The organism is Glaesserella parasuis, assembly GCF_002015085.1.
Taxonomy (GTDB): domain Bacteria; phylum Pseudomonadota; class Gammaproteobacteria; order Enterobacterales; family Pasteurellaceae; genus Glaesserella; species Glaesserella parasuis.
Genome location: NZ_MUXW01000014.1, coordinates 18359 through 36368, shown reverse-complemented (window position 1 = coordinate 36368; position 18010 = coordinate 18359). Strand labels below are relative to the sequence as shown.

Sequence of the window (18010 nt, the reverse complement as noted above, 5' to 3'; positions counted from 1 at the left end):
GGCGAATATTGATGAGGTAATAATGAAAAATCCAAAGCAATATGCCCAGCGTTATGTCAATTGGGTATTACGTTTAGGTAAAGGGAAATCCGCATTATTGGGTTTGATTATTTTAGCGGTGTTTGCAATTTTTACACAAAGCCTATTGAGCTGGATATTTACTGGGAGCATAAATACTAGCGATATTTTTCGTTCTATTATTTTTGGTCTAACATCGGCTCCTTTCGTGATTTATTTTTTTAATCTAATTTTAGAAAAACTTGAACGTTCTCGTATTCGTTTGGAGCAATCGTTGAATGATCTTTCCTTGTTACGTGAACAAGATGCTCGTTTAAATGTAGAGTTAGAACAACAGGCTGAATTTTTACGTTCTTTCTTCGATGCTTCTCCAGATCTTGTTTTTTATCGTAATCAACATGGGGAGTTTCTCGGATGTAATAGGGCAATGGAAGTTTTAACGGGACGTTCAGAAAAAGAGTTACTTCATCTTACTCCAAAAGATATTTATCCTAAAGAAACCGCTAAATTAATTCTAGATACAGATAGAGATACTCTAATTAGTAATACTGGAGTTACTTACGAACAGTGGATTCGCCATTCTAACAATAAACTTTCCTGCTTTGAAATTCGTAAGGTGCCTTACTATGATAGAGTAAATGAATGTCACTGTATTATGGGGTTTGGAAGAGATATTACTGAGCGTAAAAGATATCAAGAAATGATTGAAAAAAATAGCCGAGATAAGTCAACGTTGATGGCTACAATCAGTCATGAGTTACGAACACCTCTAAATGGTATCATTGGCTTAAGCCGTATTTTATTAGAAGGTGAATTATCTGCACAACAAAGAGAGTATTTAAAAACAATTAATATTAGTGCTGTATCGTTAGGGCATATTTTCAGTGATATTATTGATTTGGAAAAAATTGATAGTCGCCGCATTGAGTTATTTCGTAGTGAAGTAGAATTCTCACAATTAATCAGTAACATCAGCCATTTTGCTAATTTAATGGCAGAGCAGAAAAAAATTAAATTTACAATTCAGTACGATGATAATTTACCTGATTTTGTCTGTGTAGATAATGCTAGACTTAGTCAAATTTTATGGAATCTAGTGAATAATGCCGTCAAATTTACCCCTTCTGGGGGAGAGATTTCACTAAAAGTGGAACGTCGAGATCATGATCATTATGCTTTTATTTTGAAAGATTCAGGGATTGGCATAAAGAAAAGTGAGCAGCGTAAAATTTTTGCAATGTTTTATCAATCAGAAAATTCCCAGGGTAAGAAAGCTCAGGGAAGTGGTATTGGTTTAGCAATATCGAAACGTATAGCTCGCTTAATGGGCGGAGATTTAACTGTTGAGAGTGAATTAAATCAAGGTTCTGTTTTTACTCTTATCATTCAAGCTGATGAAGCAAATCATTATAAAGAAGTAGCAATAAATACACATGCACTAAAAGTATTACTGGTAGAGGATATTGAAGTCAATATTGTCGTCGCAAAAGCTATGTTGGATAAGTTTGGGTGTAATGTTGATGTTGCAATGACAGGAGCAGAAGCATTTGAGTTATTTGATAAAAATAGTTATGACTTAATTTTATTAGATATTCAGTTGCCTGATACTACGGGAGTAGAAATAGCACAAAAATTACGTCAGAGGTATGAGGACGGAGATGTTGATTATCTGCCTTTATTAATTGCTTTGACAGCAAATATTATGCAAACCAAAGCTGAATATCAGCAACAAGGAATGGATGATGTTTTACGTAAACCACTATCATTAGAGGCTTTATCTGAATGCTTAAATAGATATTTTGATGAAGGGTTTTTAGAGGAATCCTCGGACGATGTAGTCTTGTTAGAACCGATAAGTAAAATGTCTTTTGATCCTAAAATGCTTCAAGAGTTGGTTGAGGTAATGGGTAAAAAGAATGTGTTATCAACATTAGATCTCTTTACCAACTTAATGCCTAATTATTTAGAGAATTTAAATGATTATTTACAGGATTGGCAAGAGACTGGTGATATACAGAAACGTAAATGTGTTGCGGATGAAGCGCATAAAATCAAGGGGGCATTGGCATCTGTGGGCTTGGTTCATTTACAACAAATTGCGCAATTAGCTCAAAGTGATAATGGAAATGAGTGGGAAAATAATCTCGTTTCTTGGGTTGAATTATTGAAAGATTGGAGGGAAGATTGGAATGAAGCGGTTAGGTGGGTTAGCAAAATAGATAATGTGGAAAAATTATAGGAATTTCTGCTTTTAATACAAATTAATATGTAATATCAAGCACTGGTTAGATTTCCATTGCAAAAATAAATACATATTCACTATTAAATGAATTGTTTCCATAAACCGGTAATTGCGTTAGAATAAGACTAATTAGTCTTATTCTATTTATAAAGTTAATGAAACCTGAAAACAAAGCAAATTTTCAACGTATTGTCCGTGCTACAGGCTATTCAATGAAAGGTCTGAAAAGTGCATATATTCACGAAGCCGCATTTCGTCAAGAAGTGTGGCTTTCTTTTTTTCTCATTCCTGTCGGTTTATATTTAGGCAATGGGGCAATCGAAAAAATTCTATTAGTCGGTTCGGTGTTGCTTGTGTTAGTGGCTGAGCTACTCAATAGTGCTGTAGAGTCTGTGGTGGATCGTATCGGGTCTGAATATCATGAATTATCAGGTCGTGCGAAAGATATTGGCTCTGCCGCTGTTTTTGTTGCAATGCTTATCACAGGGCTTACTTGGTTACTGATTTTATGTTTGTAATCCAGTGAGTTTTTCACTTATTTCTGTCAAAACTAAAGGATCTTATATGAAATTTAATAAAACTCTACTTGCTTTGGCTCTTATGGGAGCTACTACTGCGATGGCGTATGAAGCGGATAAAACCTATAAGTTTACCGTATTACACGTTAATGATACCCACGGTCATTTCTGGAAAAATGATAAGGGTGAATATGGATTTGCTGCTCAAAAAACCTTGATCGACAAAATCCGTAAGGAAGTGGCTGAAAAAGGCGGTGAGGTTGTTTTACTTCATGCAGGTGACTTCAATACGGGCGTACCTGAGTCTGATATGCAAAATGCAAGACCAGATATTGAAGGCTTGAATATGCTTGGTTTTGATGTGGCAGTGTTGGGTAATCACGAGTTTGACTTCCCTCTGCAAGTGCTTGATATGCAAGAAAAATGGGCTAAATTCCCGTTCATTTCTGCAAACGTTATCAACAAAAAAACAAACAAACACCTTGTAAAACCTTATGTTACGCTTAATAAAGGTGGCTTGAAATTTGCGGTAATCGGTTTAACTACAGAAGATACGGCAAAACTTGGTAACCCTGATGTGACTGAAAATGTGGTGTTTAATGATCCAATTAAAACCGCAAAAGAAACCCTTGCCCAAGTGAAGAAAACCGAAAAACCAGATGTAAGTATCGCGCTTACCCATATGGGCTACTACTTTGATGAACAACACGGTATGAATGCTCCAGGCGATGTATCTCTTGCTCGTGGCTTGGATAATGGGGCTTTTGACTTGATTATCGGCGGACATACTCACGATACCGTTTGTGTTGATGAGAAAGGCGTATTTAAACTCAAATATACACCAGGTGAAGAGTGTAAACCTGATTTCCAAAACGGTACTTGGATCGTTCAAGCAGGTGAATGGGGTAAATTCTTAGGTCGTGCTGATTTTGAATTTAAAAATGGTAAAACGAAGCTAGTCAAATATGAGCTTATCCCTGTCAATCTTAAACAAAAAATTAAGTTAGCTGACGGTAAGAGCGAGTATAAACTGTATCAAGAAGAGATCCCTGAAGATAAAGCTGTATTTGAGCACTTGAAAAAATATCAAGATGAAGGCGATAAATCATTGGGTGTGAAAGTCGGTGAAGTGAAAGGTGGTATCCTTGAGGGTGATCGTAAAGTTATCCGTTTCCACCAAACGAATTTAGGTCGCTTAATTGCTCAATCACAAATGGAACGTGTGAAAGCGGATATTGGTATTATGAGCTCTGGCGGTATCCGTGCTTCAATCAATGAAGGTGAGGTCACTTACAAAAATCTGCTTACTGTTCAGCCGTTCGGTAATATGATTGCAACCGTTGATTTAACAGGTAAAGAGTTAATTGATTACCTTAATGTTGTTGCCCTAAAAGAAGTCGATATGGGAGCGTATCCACAATTTGCTGGCGTGTCTATGGTTGTTGATCGTACTGCAAAACAGGTGTCTGATGTGAAAGTCGGTGGTAAACCTCTTGATCTCAATAAAACTTACAAAGTGTCTGTACCTGATTACTGTGCAGCAGGTGGCGATGGTTATCCAATCTTGAAAAAACACCCAAGCTATGTGAATACAGGCTTTATTGATGCTGAAATGTTGAAAAAATACTTTGAAGAAAATTCACCAATTGATGCCTCAAAATATGATCCAAAAGATGATGTGATCTTTAAATAAAAATTTACAAAACAATACTATGTAATAATCTGCGACAAAGTTATTTTTAACTTTGTCGCTTTTTTAATGTAATAATTACTGTAAAGCAATGTTTGTTTTTAGAATTGAATTTAAAATCAATGTAAAATATAGTTTGCTAAAAGGATTTAGCTGGAGATCTTTATTCAAAAGTATTGTATTGTTTCGACGATTTGAGAATTATTTTCAAGAAGATTTATTTTACCTTTACAGAGAGCAAATCTATGAAATTCAAATACAATGTTCTTTATGCAGCACTGTTTTCTGTTCCTACCTTTGCTATTGCTGAAACAAGCACCCTAGCGGAAGTGAATGTAAATGCAACAGCATAATTAGAAGATAACCGTGGTAGTTATCAATCTCGCCAAAGCAATATTGCTAATAAAGACACGACCCCGTTAATTGATTCTCCGCAAACAGTAAATGTGGTCAATCGCCAATTAATCGAAGATCGTAAACCTCAAACACTTGATGAAGCATTAGCGACTATCAGTGGTATGACACAAGCCAATACCCTTGGTGGTTTAATGGATGCGGTGTTAAAACGTGGTTTTGGTGCAAACCGTGATAACTCCATTTTACGCAATGGTGTTGTCGCTGGTCCTTCACATAACTTTTCAGCAACCACAGAACGCGTTGAAGTGTTAAAAGGTCCTGCATCTGTGCTTTATGGGATTCAAGATATCAATGTAGTGACGAAAAAACCACAACAAGAAGCGAAATATGTGCTAGGTGCTTCTATGGGGAGTAATAATGCTTGGGGCGTAAATCTTGATGCCACAGGTGGCTTAGGTAATGGCTTTGCCTACCGTTTTATTTTCGACCAAAATGATAAAGATTATTGGCGTAATTTTGGTGAAATTAAGCGTACTTTATATGCACCATCTCTCGCTTGGCAAAATGATAAAACCGAAATTATTGTAGGTTATGAACATCAAGAATATACCGATCCATTCGACCGTGGTACTTATGTTATCGCTAACGGTACAGGCAAAGGGAGTATCGTCAATATTCCAAAAGAACGCTGTTTAGACGAGCCATTTAATGAAGCAATGGGTAAAGTTGATGCTGTTTCTGTAAAAGCAACACAAAAATTAAATGATGCTTGGACACTGAATACAACCTATGGCTATACCAAAGATACCTACAATTATTGGCAAGCGCGTGTAACGGCAATTAATTTAAACAGAGAGCGTGTCACTCGCCGTTTAGAAGGTATTCAAGGCTCAGAACAGCGTAACCACAGTGGAAGTATCAATGCGGTTGGCGAATTTGCCACGGGGAATGTTGCACATCGTGTCGTTGCTGGGGTAGATCTTGCTCGCACTACATTAGATATTGCTCGTTATCAAGGCGGTAATAGCAATATTTCATTAAGCAACCCAGTTTATAATACCGCCAGCGTGGCAAATATGCCGCTAGCGACCAATAATGGTCATCAATTTGCAACATTAAAAACGGCTGGTATTTACCTTCAAGATTCTGCCTATTTAACCGATAAATTGATTTTATCGGGTGGTATTCGTTATGAATACTACGATCAGGAAGCAGGTCGTGGCGGTTCAACCGTTGCGGATCGTTTATATACAGATGGACACGGCGGTAAATTCTTATATCAAGGTGGTTTAGTCTATAAATTTACGCCTGACTGGGCTGTTTATGGTAACTATGCACAATCTTTCCGCCCACATTTAAGCCGTTCAGCAATCACTGAATCAGGTTTAAAACCAGAACAAGGCGAGTCCTTTGAAGTGGGGACAAAATATGAAAATGCCTTCTTCAGCACCAATTTAGCACTGTTCAATATCAATAAGAAAAATGTGGCAGTTACGGTAACGGACGTGAATTTTTGTTGAACGCAAAAGTTGAGTTTTAATGTAACAAGCGGTGCGATCTTGGCGGATTTTTACATGCTGTAGGGACACACTGCGTGTGTCCGCTAAAATGTCTTCATATGTACGGACACGTTGCGTGTGTCTGTTAGCGTGTTCATATACGGACACACGCAGTGTGTCCCTACATTTTTCTATAAGTTTCCACCGCTTGTCTCTTTCTATCTCAGGGCGACATTCGCCCTTTTGTCGTAAATGAATTATGAACAACTGGCAAACAGAAGTTAATAACAGCGTCTATTGGTTGATAATCGCACTCGCTTGCGTGTCTATCGGACTATATCTAACAGGTAAACTCGTTGGGCGAACTGCTTTCGGACAAAAATTTTGGCATATCACCAAACCTTGCTGGGAGAAATCCAACAAAATCAAAACAGTCGGCTTAGTACTATTGTTATTATTAATGGTGTTAATGGAAGTTCGCATTAGCGTACTCAACACCTTTTTCTACAACGGCTTGTACAGCTCGCTACAAAAACAGCAAGCTGATGCCTTCTGGTTTTTTGCGATCATTAATTTAATGTTGGTGATTGTGAAAATTATCCACGCCATCATCAACTATTTCTTACAGCAAGTCTTTGAAATTCGTTGGTTAGAAAAGCTCAACCACGAAATGCTTGACCGCTGGTTAGCCAATAAAAATTACTATCTCGTGAAGTATGAAAAAGAGTTGCCCGACAACATCGATCAACGTATCGAACAAGACGCGACAGAGTTTATCGGTGGAACGCTAGATGCGGTGCGCGGGGTGATTAATGCGGTCGTTTCCACCATTGAATTTACCATTATTTTGTGGGGACTATCGGGGATCTTGGCGATCTTCGGCATAGAAATCCCGAAAGGTGTAGTGTTCTTTATCTATATTTTTATTATTGTCGCTACCTTGCTTTCTGTAATTATTGGTCGCCCGCTGATTGCGTTGAACTTCAATAAAGAGAAGCTACAAGGGGATTACCGTTACTCGCTCATTCGTGTGCGAGATAATGCCGAAAGTATCGCCTTTTATTCGGGAGAAGCCAAAGAACGCCGAAATTTACAGGCAAAATTTTCTGCGGTGATTGATAACCGTTGGAAAATTGTCCAAAAAATGTTGGGCTTAGACGGCTTTAACACAGGGGTAACGCAGATTGCAATGATTTTACCGCTGATGTTGCAGTCGCAACGCTTTTTTGCAGGGCAAGTAACCCTAGGTGATATGCACCAAACGGTACAATCTTTCAACCGCTTAATGCGTGCTTTGTCGTTTTTCCGTCTGTTCTATGATGAATTTACCCTGTATCAAGCACGTTTAAACCGTCTGTACGGTTTCTTTACCACCCTTGATCATCTAGACGAAATGCCAGTCCACCAGCCATATCCTTGCACCACAGGATTTATGCTGAAAGATTTTGGTATGAAAGATGCAAGCGGTAATATTCTGATGAAAAATATCAACATTGACATAAAACGTGGCGAAGCCTTGCTAATTCAAGGTGCTTCAGGCACAGGCAAAACGTCGTTGCTGAAAGCGTTGGCAGGTATTTATCCTTTTGAAACCTTTGGCACAGCCGAGCACCCGTGTAGCGAACAGCCGTTGTTCTTACCACAACGCCCATATATGCCACAGGGAACATTGCGAGAAGCCATCTGTTATCCACATATTGAAGCGACAGACGAGCAGATTAAACAAGCAATGGAAAAATGCTGTTTGGATAAATATACCCACGCACTTGATGACGACAACGACTGGCAACTCACCCTTTCTCCAGGTGAATTACAACGGGTTGCTTTTGTGCGAATTTTACTCAGTAAGCCTGAATTAATTTTCCTTGATGAAACAACCTCAGCCCTCGATGAGCCAACGGAGTCTATTCTTTATCGCACTATTCGGGAAGAGTTGCCAAATAGTACTGTTATTAGCGTTGGACACCGTTGCACCTTGTACCCTTATCATAACAAGCGGATTAATCTTAATGCAGGTTGTTGTGGGGTAGAAGAGTGTTGTATGAATAAATAGAGAACAGGGCGAAAGCCCTGTTTTTATGTGATAGAAAATTGAATGGTTTTTCCTGTTTTGTTTATCATCATAAACAACGCGTCTAGTGTAAATTTTTCAATTTTATGATTAACTACGTCAGAAACTCTTGGACGTGTAATACCAAGAATTTTTGCAGCATCTGCCTGCTTGAGATTATTTGCATTAATCCATTCTGTCACATTATTCATTAAAGAGATTTTAGCTTCAATGAGAGCTTGGCTTGCTTGTTTTAGGCGTTCTGCTTCTTCTGGCTCAAAGCCAAGATCACTGAAAATGTTATCTGTGGGTAAAGTAATATGACGAATTTCAGTATCAATCATGATTTTTCTCCTTGATGAATAGCTTTAAATCTAGCTTTAATGATTTCTATATCTCGTTTAGCGGTTTTTTCACTCCTTTTCTGAAAGGCGTGTAAACAATAAATCGCATTATGATATTTCGCAACATAGACCAAGCGATAAGCACCCGATTGCTCTTTGATTCGAATTTCAAGGATTCCACTACCAAGATTCTGCATAGGTTTGAAATCTCTTGGTTCTAACCCTTGCTGAACAAGGTCAAGATCATGACCTATTTCTCTTTTAATATGATCAGGGAATAACCTAATATCATCTAGGGTTGAGCCTACCCATAGAACAGGCTTACGCATTATATTCATTTTGTATCAAATTTTATACCAAAAGTAATAAATATCAAGGAAAATAGGATTATTGATTCGTTTTATATTTACACAAGCAGAAAAAACACATTTTTCGACGAGCATCACAAAAATAAGAGCTGATCGAAACAAGCGGGCACTTTGCGTAAATTTCTTACAAATTCCGAAATAACAGGCGATTTTTCAGAAAATCTCTGTATAATAGCCAAGTTTTATTTCTTCGCATTCTAAGAGGCGGCTATCAAAAGTAATTTGATGTGTGAGATTACTTTTGCTAGTCGCAATTTTTAGGAAATAAAACAACAATAAATCCAAAAATTCATAAGGAACATTCAAATGACTCCAATCGTCAAACAATTTAAATACGGTCAGCATACCGTAACTTTAGAAACAGGGGCTATTGCTCGTCAAGCAACGGCAGCAGTAATGGCAAGTATGGACGACACTACCGTTTTTGTTACTGTGGTGGCAAAAAAAGAGGTGAATGAAGGTCAAGACTTCTTCCCATTAACTGTGGATTATCAAGAGCGTACTTACGCGGCAGGTCGTATTCCGGGTGGTTTCTTCAAACGTGAAGGTCGTCCATCTGAAGGCGAAACCTTAATCGCGCGTTTAATTGACCGTCCAGTTCGTCCACTTTTCCCTGAAGGTTTCTTCAACGAAATTCAAGTGATTGCAACAGTGGTTTCTGTTAATCCACAAATCAGCCCAGATTTAGTGGCGATGATCGGTGCTTCAGCAGCATTATCTCTATCTGGCGTGCCTTTCAATGGTCCAATCGGTGCGGCGCGCGTTGGTTTCATTGATAACCAATTTGTGCTTAACCCAACTACATCAGAACAACGTTTAAGCCGTTTAGATTTAGTAGTGGCTGGTACAGACAAAGCGGTATTAATGGTTGAATCTGAAGCAGATATTTTAACTGAAGAACAGATGTTAGCGGCAGTGGTATTCGGTCACGAGCAACAACAAGTTGTGATTGAAAACATCAAAGAATTTGTGAAAGAAGCAGGCAAACCACGTTGGGACTGGGTTGCTCCAGAGCCAAATACGGATTTAATCAATAAAGTTAAAGCATTAGCAGAAGTTCGTCTTGGCGATGCTTACCGTATCACTGAAAAACAAGCACGTTATGAACAAATTGACGCAATCAAAGCGGACGTTATCGCTCAATTAACTGCAGAAGATGAAACCATTTCAAGCGGCAAGATTGTAGATATTATTACCGCATTAGAAAGCCAAATCGTGCGTAGCCGTATTATCGCAGGCGAACCACGCATTGACGGTCGTACAGTGGATACCGTGCGTGCATTAGATATTTGCACAGGCGTTTTACCTCGTACGCACGGTTCAGCGTTGTTTACTCGCGGTGAAACACAAGCATTAGCGGTTGCGACATTAGGGACAGAGCGTGATGCACAAATTATTGACGAATTAACAGGCGAAAAATCAGATCGCTTCTTATTCCACTACAACTTCCCTCCATATTCAGTAGGTGAAACAGGTCGTATCGGTTTGCCGAAACGTCGTGAAATCGGTCACGGTCGTTTAGCGAAACGTGGCGTGTTAGCAGTAATGCCAACGGCAGAAGAGTTCCCATATGTTGTGCGTGTGGTTTCTGAAATTACCGAGTCAAACGGTTCTTCATCAATGGCTTCTGTATGTGGTGCTTCTCTTGCGTTAATGGATGCAGGTGTACCAATCAAAGCGGCTGTTGCTGGTATCGCAATGGGCTTAGTGAAAGAAGAAGAGAAATTTGTGGTACTTTCAGACATTTTAGGTGATGAAGACCACTTAGGTGATATGGACTTTAAAGTAGCAGGTACTCGTGAAGGTGTAACTGCATTACAAATGGACATCAAAATTGAAGGGATCACCCCTGAAATTATGCGTATCGCATTAAATCAAGCAAAAGGTGCGCGTATGTACATTTTAGGCGTAATGGAACAAGCGATCCCTGCACCACGTTCAGAAATTTCTGACTTCGCACCTCGTATTCATACAATGAAGATCGAACCGAAGAAAATCAAAGATGTGATCGGTAAAGGTGGTGCGACAATTCGTGCATTAACCGAAGAAACCGGCACATCAATCGACATTGATGATGACGGAACAGTGAAAATTGCGGCAACAGACAACAACGCCGCGAAACGTGTGATGGAACGTATCGAAGAGATCGTTGCAGAAGTCGAAGTGAATGTAATCTACAAAGGTAAAGTAACTCGTGTGGTTGATTTCGGTGCATTCGTGTCTATCCTTGGCGGTAAAGAAGGTTTAGTGCATATTTCTCAAATCACGGAAGCTCGTGTAGAACGTGTTGCGGATTACTTATCTGTTGGTCAAGAAGTTCAGGTGAAAGTGGTAGAAATCGATCGTCAAGGTCGTATCCGCTTAACTATGAAAGATCTGAATGGTGATGCAACTGCAACAGAAATTGTTGAAGAAATTCAAGAATTAGCAGAATAATCACATCTATCTCTTCCTCGAACAGGGGAAGGGATCTTCATTTTAAGAATGATAAATACCTAAGGTTTTATTAATGCCACAACGTTTTAAGTTGTTTAATTTTCGTTTTTGCTGGTTAGTTTTGGTAATGATTTTTTTGACAGGCTGTGTGAACAGAGTGTCAGATATGATTGCCCCGACAAAATTACCTTTATCGGAACTCAATCCTCAGTTACGTTTTGAACAGGAAGTAATGCTTGTTCGTTTAACGCAAGTGTTGCAAGAAGCGAAATTAAGCCAAGCTGAACGTGCCGAATTACATTTTGAAAGAGGCGTTATTTACGACAGTTTAGGACTTTGGTCGTTGGCTCGTTATGATTTTACGCAAGCGGTTGAATATGCACCTAAAATGGCAGCTGCCTATAATTATTTAGGGTTATATTTATTGCTTGAAGATGATTATGACAGTTCTATAGATGCTTTTAATGCCGTGTTGGAACTCGATCCAAATTATGATTATACCCGTTTAAATCGTGGTTTAGCATTTTACTATAGTGGTCGTTATTCTGAGGCAGAACGTGATTTATTGCGTTTCTATAAAGCAGATAAGTCCGATCCTTACCGTGTATTATGGTTATATTTCAATGAGTTAGAATTAAACCCAAGTGATGCAAAAGCAAATTTGTTAAAACGTGCCAAGCATTTGTCAAAAGACTTTTGGGGGACACATTTAGTGTCTTACTTGCTAGGGGATTTTACTCTTGAACAACTTCGTTTAAAAATGATTGCTCAAGCTGAACCGAATACGGTAGCTTATGCAGAGATTTTAACCGAAACATATTTTTATCTTGCAAAACAAACACTCAAAATGAATCAGCTTGAAGAGGCTAAAAGCCTTTTCCGTCTAGCTATTGCAAATCAAGTATATAACTTTGTTGAGTATCGTTTTGCGTTGTTTGAATTAGCTCAATTACATCAAAGAGCAAAACAAACAGATCCCGTTGTTGGGAAAAATTAGGACGATTTAAGCGGTAGGTTTCGCAAAATTTTTTGCAAATCAAACCGCTTACACTGTGTGACAAGTTATATAAAGCATTGGTTTGCTTTCTATTTATTTTTCTTACCTAAAAAGCTCAACAATATAATTTTTATTTTTTAGTGAAATGTTGGATTGATCCGCTCCCCATCTTTTCTAAAGATGGGTTGCCAAATTCTGATAAATGGTGCTCTGTAGGGACACACTGCGTGTGTCCGATTGCCTAATTTTTATGTGAATTTGATAGCTTGCGGACACACACAGTGTGTCCCTACAATGAACCTGATAACCTTGCTTTTCTAAAGAGGGGGATCAGTTTTGTGGAAAAACACATTCCCTAAAATAACCAATTTTGGAATTTTATGACTGAAACAACTTTAACTTTCGCCGATTTAGGCTTACCACAATCTATCCTTAACGCTGTAAATGAAATGGGTTTTGTAACCCCATCACCGATCCAGCAAGCCTGTATTCCACACCTTTTAAATGGTCGTGATGTGTTAGGTATGGCACAAACAGGAAGTGGTAAAACAGCGGCATTCTCTTTGCCTATTTTGGCTCAAATTGATCCAGAACAGCGTCACCCACAAATGTTGGTGATGGCGCCAACCCGTGAATTAGCAATCCAAGTGGCAGATGCTTGTGAGCAGTTCAGCAAAAATATGAAAGGTATTCGCACGGTCACGATTTATGGTGGTCAGCGTTATGATATTCAAATCCGTGCTTTAAAAAATGGTGCGCAAGTTGTGGTAGGAACACCAGGGCGTATTCTTGACCATATTCGCCGTGGCACCTTAGATCTTTCTATGTTGAAAGCGATTGTATTAGATGAAGCAGACGAAATGTTGCGTATGGGCTTTATCGAAGACGTTGAAACGGTTATGGCGGAATTACCTGAAGATCACCAAACGGCACTTTTCTCTGCCACAATGCCAGAGCCAATTCGCCGTATTACCAAGCGTTTTATGAAAGATCCGCAAGAGGTTAAAATTCAGGCAACCCAACGTTCTGCACCAGATATTGCGCAAAGCTACTGGTTAGTGAACGGCTTCCGTAAAAATGATGCGTTATTGCGTTTCTTAGAAGTAGAAGAGTTTGATGCGGCGATTATTTTTACTCGTACCAAAACGGGTACCATTGATATTGCTGAACTCTGTGAGCGTAATGGCTATCGTGCAGCCGCATTAAACGGTGATATGACTCAACAAGCGCGTGAACAAGCATTGGAAAAACTAAAATCAGGTCGTTTAGATGTGATTGTGGCAACGGACGTGGCGGCTCGTGGTATCGACATTGAGCGTATCAGTTTGGTAGTAAACTACGACATTCCACTTGACGCAGAATCTTATGTTCACCGTATCGGTCGTACAGGTCGTGCTGGTCGTTCAGGTCGTGCATTATTATTTGTAGAGCCGCGTGAACGTCGTTTATTGAAAAACATTGAACACTTAATCAAAAAGCCGATTGATGAAGTGCCAGTACCAAATCACGAAATTTTAATGGAAAAACGTCGTGAGAAATTTAAAGCACGCATTTCATTACAATTAGAACATCACGATTTAGAGCTTTATCGTGAATTATTAGAAGATCTATTCACGGCAGACCAAGATCACGAAGAATTAGCTGCAGCAATGATGATGTTGTTGCAAGAAAAACAAAAACTTATTCTTCCGCCAGATCCTGAAATTCGCCCTTCTCGTGCTGAGCGTGGAAAAGGACGTGAAAATCCACGTTCTGCGGAACGTCGTGGTGGCGGTCGTGAGCATCGTGATAACAACGGCGTTACGATGGATCTCTATCGTATCGAACTTGGTCGTGAAGATGGTGTTGAAGTGCGTCACATTGTTGGAGCGATTGCCAACGAGGGTGATATTAACAGCCGTTATATCGGACATATCAAGTTACACGATAAATACTCAACCATTGAATTACCACAGGGTATGCCGAAACATTTAGTGCAACATTTCGCACAGAAAGCACGAGTGTTAAGCAAACCAATGCAAATGTCTTTCTTAGGTCCTGTGGGCAGTACAACTAATGCTAACTCTTATGAAGATAAAGGCGGACGTGGTAAAGGTCGTGGAGACCGTCACGAACGAGGTGGCAGAGAGGGCCGCCGTGAAGAACGTGGCTTTAAAGACCGCAAAGAAGGTGGATTTAAAGAAAAACGTTTTAACGAGCGTGGTCGTCGATAATCTGATGCGTAGGGACACACTGCGTGTGTCCGCTACTTGTACCTAAAATTGTGATTTATGGACACACGCAGTGTGTCCCTACCATTTTAATTAAATTATGTTTATCCAACCCACCCAATCCCATTGCGATTTAACCTTAACCGAACAGGATGTTTACTTTATGCAATACGCCTTATCCCTTGCAGATAAAGCCGAAGCAGAAGGGGAAATTCCCGTTGGGGCAGTGTTGGTCGATAAAACAGGCAATATTATCGGAGAGGGGTGGAACCGTGCAATTATTCTCTCTGATCCAACCGCTCACGCAGAAATTCAAGCAATCCGAATGGGGGGACAACAGATACAAAACTATCGCCTATTAGATACAATCCTTTATGTGACCCTAGAGCCTTGTACAATGTGTGCTGGAGCGATTTTACATAGCCGTATTGGGCGGTTGGTATTTGGAGCCTCGGATTACAAAACAGGGGCGCTAGGCTCTCGCTTTCATCTTTTTGAAGACTATAAAATGAACCATTTTCTGCAAATTCGAGGTGGCGTGATGGCTGATGAGTGTAGCCAAAAAATCAGTGCTTTTTTTAGAAAGAGAAGGGAAGAGCAGAAAAATCAGCATGTTAACTACAACTCATCAAAATAGCTCTGTCCCCACGTCTTTTCAGCTAATTGCAACAAATTCGCAAAATCTTGATAAGAAGGAAACGCTTGGTTAGCGATATTATGTTGCTCACTGATCAACTTTTGACGAAGTTCTTCATACCATTGCAACAACCCCAAGGGTAGCGGCGATTTCGCCCGTCGCCCAAGCCAAAATAACCCTTGAAATGGGATACTCAATGCAAACAACGCCGTTAAGGTTGCATTGGCTAGAATGGATTGTTCAGGATCGTGGAAAAAGTATTGCCAAACTAACGCAAAACAAGCAAAAGCAGGCATAAAATGTGACGAAAATTTAACTAAGCGGATTAAACGATAATCGGGCATAAACAGTCCGAGTTTCTTCTGATTTGGGAAGGTATTGAGGTAACGCTGTCCTGCTTGCAAGGTGTGATACATAATTTGCCTTTATCGTTAAATAATTCAAGTTACATTCTACTCATCTCTACAAAATCTACAATAGCGAATTATCACAACAGTTGCTATACTTTCCATATAGTTACGCAGAATGATGTAGCAAATGCTATACCATACTGTATTATGTTGAATTTTCACCACATTAATTTAAGGAAGTCAAATGCCGATTAAATTTCCAAGTTTGTTACAAGATAGTTGGAATTTTATCCGTAATCAAGGGAGCTTTACGCTTACGGGTACCGCATTATTAATTTTATTACAATTATCCACCATTTTTCTCTTTCCTAGAGTAGAAATACAGGCAGGAAATACATCAAATCAAGAGATGTTAACTTTACTTACATCACAACTTGCCCCAACCATTATTTCTGCTTTGATTAGTGTATTTATCAATATATTATTGATTTTAAACATTAAATCTATCAACAGTGGCACTTATCAACATTTCAGCCAAAATATCGGGGCAACTCTCAAAGCCTTTTTTCCAATCATTTTGTTGTCGATCTTTATGGTAATGCCACTTTCAATCGGTATCTCATTTGGTGGCACCGTCGGGCAACAAGGCAATCTTGCTATAATGATCTTACTGCTTATGGCAACAGGTATCTATTTGTTTATCAAACTTAGCCTTGTCGTCTATGTCTATTTACTTGAAACCCCACAAGGCATTATGCAAACCTTACGTTTTACTTGGGGATTAAGTCGAGGCAGAATGGTGCCGCTTTTCCTATTTTGTATCTTAAGTTATTTCTTTCCTAGCTTGTTAGGTTCATTAATCGGTAGAATTGGCGAAGATGTCGGGATTATTCTTTCACAAGTGGTCGGAGCCTTTATCAGCTTATTTGTTGTTGTATTTGGTTTCCGTTTCTATCAAGTGTATCGCCAATAGGATTGACAATGAAACAGTTACTTGAATTTATTCCACTGATCCTCTTTTTTGTCGTCTATAAAACCTATGGCGTACAAGAAGCAGCATTAGTGCTAGTTGCCGCTACCGTGGTTCAATTTATCGCTTTACAGTTGCTTTATAAAAAAATCGAAAAAAATCAATGGATTATGGGAATAGCGGTCGTTTTCTTCGGCTTACTTACCGCTTACTTTAACGACCTGGCATTCCTTAAATGGAAAGTCACCATTGTCAATGCCATTTTTGCGGTAGCGTTACTCGTTAGCCAATACGTATTCAAAAAGCCTCTTATCCAAATGTTACTTGGCAAAGAACTCAAACTGCCACAAAACGTATGGGAAAAGCTCAATTTAGGTTGGGCAGGCTTTTTCATCTTCTGTATGATCATCAACATCATCATCAGTGAGTTCTTCTCTGACGATGTTTGGGCAAATTTCAAGGTGTTCGGTTTAACAGGATTAAGCCTCATTGCCGTTATCGGCACAGGCTTATATCTCTACCCCCACCTAAAACAACTAGAACAAAAAGAGGAAAATAATGGAAACACAAACTAAACGCCAGCCTGAAGGCACATTAATTTTACGCACCCTCGCAATGCCATCAGACACCAACGCCAACGGCGATATTTTTGGTGGTTGGATAATGTCACAAATGGATATGGGCGGTGCGATTTTAGCAAAAGAGCTAGTTAAAGGCAGAGTAGTGACTGTTTCAGTAGATAAAATGTCGTTCTTACTGCCTGTGTCAGTCGGTGATGTGGTTTGCTGTTACGGCAAATGCACCAAAGTTGGACGCACCTCACTTCAAATCAAAGTCGAAGTATGGATCAAAAAAGTGTATGAAGGAATGAGAGAACGCCACTGTGTCACCGAAGCACTCTTTACCTTTGTTGCTGTAGATAGCAACGGCAAACCTCGTGTTATCCCACGAGAAAACAACCCAGATCTTGACCAAGCCTTAGCTTTAATTGAACCTTAATGGAGGACATTATGTACTATGTAATTTTTGCTCAAGACATACCAAACACCCTTGAAAAACGTTTAGCCGTGCGTGGAAAACACCTCGAACGTCTAAAACAACTTCAAGCCGAAGATCGCCTTTTAACCGCAGGTCCAAACCCAGCGATTGATGATGAAAACCCAGGTGAAGCAGGTTTTACAGGTTCAACTGTTATTGCAAAATTCAATTCACTTGAAGAAGCAAAACAGTGGGCAAGCCAAGATCCTTATGTGGAAGCAGGGGTTTATGGCGAAGTGATTGTGAAGCCGTTTAAAAAGGTGTTTTAGTTTAATTAATATAGATT

General features: G+C 39.3%; 16 protein-coding genes. 13 read left to right on the top strand and 3 right to left on the bottom strand.

What is annotated here, in order from left to right:
• Window positions 1-22 precede the first annotated feature (22 nt).
• From B0183_RS05175 to B0183_RS05155, 5 genes are all read left to right on the top strand, one after another.
• Window positions 23-2257, top strand: coding sequence for an ATP-binding protein (locus B0183_RS05175; protein WP_021113576.1), 2235 nt, complete (start codon window positions 23-25; stop codon window positions 2255-2257).
• Window positions 2258-2415: 158 nt separating this feature from the next.
• A complete protein-coding gene (locus B0183_RS05170; RefSeq protein ID WP_021110803.1) occupies window positions 2416-2778 on the top strand; it encodes a diacylglycerol kinase in 363 nt (120 codons plus the stop codon).
• A 46-nt stretch (window positions 2779-2824) separates the two neighbouring features.
• Complete coding sequence (gene ushA, locus B0183_RS05165) at window positions 2825-4471, top strand: bifunctional UDP-sugar hydrolase/5'-nucleotidase UshA (RefSeq protein WP_078208449.1); 1647 nt, start codon at window positions 2825-2827, stop codon at window positions 4469-4471.
• A 392-nt stretch (window positions 4472-4863) separates the two neighbouring features.
• Window positions 4864-6345, top strand: coding sequence for a TonB-dependent siderophore receptor (locus B0183_RS05160; RefSeq protein WP_327078127.1), 1482 nt, complete (start codon window positions 4864-4866; stop codon window positions 6343-6345).
• Window positions 6346-6583: 238 nt separating this feature from the next.
• Entirely contained in the window at window positions 6584-8377 is a 1794-nt protein-coding gene (locus B0183_RS05155) for an ABC transporter ATP-binding protein/permease (protein ID WP_078208448.1), read from the top strand.
• A 23-nt stretch (window positions 8378-8400) separates the two neighbouring features.
• Here B0183_RS05155 and B0183_RS05150 read toward each other — a convergent pair whose 3' ends face one another.
• Window positions 8401-8718 carry a helix-turn-helix domain-containing protein gene (locus tag B0183_RS05150; RefSeq protein WP_021112352.1) on the bottom strand — a complete coding sequence of 106 codons (318 nt, stop codon included), beginning with the start codon at window positions 8716-8718 and terminating at the stop codon, window positions 8401-8403.
• Window positions 8715-9047, bottom strand: coding sequence for a type II toxin-antitoxin system RelE/ParE family toxin (locus tag B0183_RS05145; protein ID WP_021118189.1), 333 nt, complete (start codon window positions 9045-9047; stop codon window positions 8715-8717). The genes B0183_RS05150 and B0183_RS05145 overlap by 4 nt, the downstream gene beginning before the upstream one ends.
• 345 nt (window positions 9048-9392) lie before the next feature.
• Between B0183_RS05145 and pnp the strand changes: the two genes are divergently transcribed.
• The 4 genes from pnp to tadA all read left to right on the top strand — a co-directional run bounded on the left by pnp (window position 9393) and on the right by tadA (window position 15366).
• Window positions 9393-11522 carry a polyribonucleotide nucleotidyltransferase gene (pnp, locus tag B0183_RS05140; RefSeq protein WP_078208447.1) on the top strand — a complete coding sequence of 710 codons (2130 nt, stop codon included), beginning with the start codon at window positions 9393-9395 and terminating at the stop codon, window positions 11520-11522.
• Window positions 11523-11595: 73 nt separating this feature from the next.
• Window positions 11596-12519: a lipoprotein NlpI gene (nlpI, locus tag B0183_RS05135; protein WP_021115998.1), complete on the top strand. Its 924-nt coding sequence runs from the start codon at window positions 11596-11598 to the stop codon at window positions 12517-12519.
• Between the two features lie 380 nt (window positions 12520-12899).
• Entirely contained in the window at window positions 12900-14732 is a 1833-nt protein-coding gene (locus B0183_RS05130) for a DEAD/DEAH box helicase (RefSeq protein ID WP_021118186.1), read from the top strand.
• Window positions 14733-14829: 97 nt separating this feature from the next.
• On the top strand, window positions 14830-15366 hold the full coding sequence (tadA, locus tag B0183_RS05125; RefSeq protein ID WP_043895712.1) for a tRNA adenosine(34) deaminase TadA: 537 nt from the start codon (window positions 14830-14832) through the stop codon (window positions 15364-15366).
• On the opposite strand, the gene yfbV is transcribed toward tadA, so the two are convergent.
• Window positions 15348-15782 (bottom strand): terminus macrodomain insulation protein YfbV, encoded by a 435-nt coding sequence (yfbV, locus tag B0183_RS05120; RefSeq protein WP_078208446.1) that lies wholly within the window; start codon window positions 15780-15782, stop codon window positions 15348-15350. The genes tadA and yfbV overlap by 19 nt on opposite strands.
• A gap of 178 nt (window positions 15783-15960) precedes the next feature.
• Here yfbV and B0183_RS05115 point away from each other — a divergent pair, with 178 nt between their 5' ends.
• Genes B0183_RS05115 through B0183_RS05100 form a run of 4 tightly spaced genes read left to right on the top strand, consistent with a single transcriptional unit; the run spans window position 15961 to window position 17993 of the window.
• Entirely contained in the window at window positions 15961-16689 is a 729-nt protein-coding gene (locus tag B0183_RS05115; protein WP_078208445.1) for a hypothetical protein, read from the top strand.
• 8 nt (window positions 16690-16697) lie between these two features.
• Window positions 16698-17261: a septation protein A gene (locus B0183_RS05110; protein WP_005711560.1), complete on the top strand. Its 564-nt coding sequence runs from the start codon at window positions 16698-16700 to the stop codon at window positions 17259-17261.
• Window positions 17245-17685, top strand: coding sequence for an acyl-CoA thioester hydrolase YciA (yciA, locus tag B0183_RS05105; RefSeq protein WP_005711558.1), 441 nt, complete (start codon window positions 17245-17247; stop codon window positions 17683-17685). The genes B0183_RS05110 and yciA overlap by 17 nt, the downstream gene beginning before the upstream one ends.
• An 11-nt stretch (window positions 17686-17696) precedes the next feature.
• Window positions 17697-17993, top strand: coding sequence for a YciI family protein (locus tag B0183_RS05100; protein WP_021110790.1), 297 nt, complete (start codon window positions 17697-17699; stop codon window positions 17991-17993).
• The last annotated feature ends 17 nt before the right edge of the window (window positions 17994-18010 follow it).

Excerpts from the sequence above, each read along its gene's own strand:
- B0183_RS05170 (WP_021110803.1), top strand. The coding sequence starts at position 2,416 with ATGAAACCTGAAAACAAAGCAAATTTTCAACGTATTGTCCGTGCTACA.
- B0183_RS05175 (WP_021113576.1), top strand. The coding sequence starts at position 23 with ATGAAAAATCCAAAGCAATATGCCCAGCGTTATGTCAATTGGGTATTA.
- B0183_RS05155 (WP_078208448.1), top strand. The coding sequence starts at position 6,584 with ATGAACAACTGGCAAACAGAAGTTAATAACAGCGTCTATTGGTTGATA.
- tadA (WP_043895712.1), top strand. The coding sequence starts at position 14,830 with ATGTTTATCCAACCCACCCAATCCCATTGCGATTTAACCTTAACCGAA.
- yciA (WP_005711558.1), top strand. The coding sequence starts at position 17,245 with ATGGAAACACAAACTAAACGCCAGCCTGAAGGCACATTAATTTTACGC.
- B0183_RS05130 (WP_021118186.1), top strand. The coding sequence starts at position 12,900 with ATGACTGAAACAACTTTAACTTTCGCCGATTTAGGCTTACCACAATCT.
- B0183_RS05100 (WP_021110790.1), top strand. The coding sequence starts at position 17,697 with ATGTACTATGTAATTTTTGCTCAAGACATACCAAACACCCTTGAAAAA.
- B0183_RS05115 (WP_078208445.1), top strand. The coding sequence starts at position 15,961 with ATGCCGATTAAATTTCCAAGTTTGTTACAAGATAGTTGGAATTTTATC.
- pnp (WP_078208447.1), top strand. The coding sequence starts at position 9,393 with ATGACTCCAATCGTCAAACAATTTAAATACGGTCAGCATACCGTAACT.
- nlpI (WP_021115998.1), top strand. The coding sequence starts at position 11,596 with ATGCCACAACGTTTTAAGTTGTTTAATTTTCGTTTTTGCTGGTTAGTT.
- B0183_RS05110 (WP_005711560.1), top strand. The coding sequence starts at position 16,698 with ATGAAACAGTTACTTGAATTTATTCCACTGATCCTCTTTTTTGTCGTC.
- ushA (WP_078208449.1), top strand. The coding sequence starts at position 2,825 with ATGAAATTTAATAAAACTCTACTTGCTTTGGCTCTTATGGGAGCTACT.
- yfbV (WP_078208446.1), bottom strand. The coding sequence starts at position 15,782 with ATGTATCACACCTTGCAAGCAGGACAGCGTTACCTCAATACCTTCCCA.
- B0183_RS05150 (WP_021112352.1), bottom strand. The coding sequence starts at position 8,718 with ATGATTGATACTGAAATTCGTCATATTACTTTACCCACAGATAACATT.
- B0183_RS05145 (WP_021118189.1), bottom strand. The coding sequence starts at position 9,047 with ATGCGTAAGCCTGTTCTATGGGTAGGCTCAACCCTAGATGATATTAGG.